This is a genomic window from Porcipelethomonas ammoniilytica, from assembly GCF_025567485.1.
Lineage (GTDB): Bacteria > Bacillota > Clostridia > Oscillospirales > Ruminococcaceae > Porcipelethomonas > Porcipelethomonas ammoniilytica.
Genome location: NZ_JAOQKH010000127.1, coordinates 1 through 316, shown reverse-complemented (window position 1 = coordinate 316; position 316 = coordinate 1). Strand labels below are relative to the sequence as shown.

The following is a 316-nucleotide window of genomic DNA, read 5'->3' as shown; positions in this document are numbered from 1 at the left end:
CCGAATACCGCAAATCTCCCGAACTGTTCGCCTATGAGGTTTGTCAGTTTGAGCCTGACAAATGGCAGAAGGAAGTATTTGCGGATATAGCGGAGTTTCCTAAAGTTACGGTGCGTTCCGGTCAGGGCGTTGGAAAGACTGGTTGTGAAGCTGTTTTGTGCCTGTGGTTTTTGTCCTGTTTCCCGTATTCCCGTGTTGTAGCAACTGCTCCCACTAAACAGCAGCTTAATGACGTACTCTGGGCAGAGGTTTCAAAATGGCAGTCAAAAAGTCCGCTCTTGAAAGCGGTTTTAAAATGGACTAAAACAAAGGTTTC

Annotated in this window: 1 protein-coding gene; it reads left to right on the top strand. The window is 46.5% G+C overall.

Annotation, left to right across the window (positions count from 1 at the left end; all coding sequences use genetic code 11):
• The coding region (locus OCV67_RS13620; RefSeq protein ID WP_262644658.1) for a DEAD/DEAH box helicase family protein at window positions 1–316 on the top strand (316 nt) is incomplete at both ends.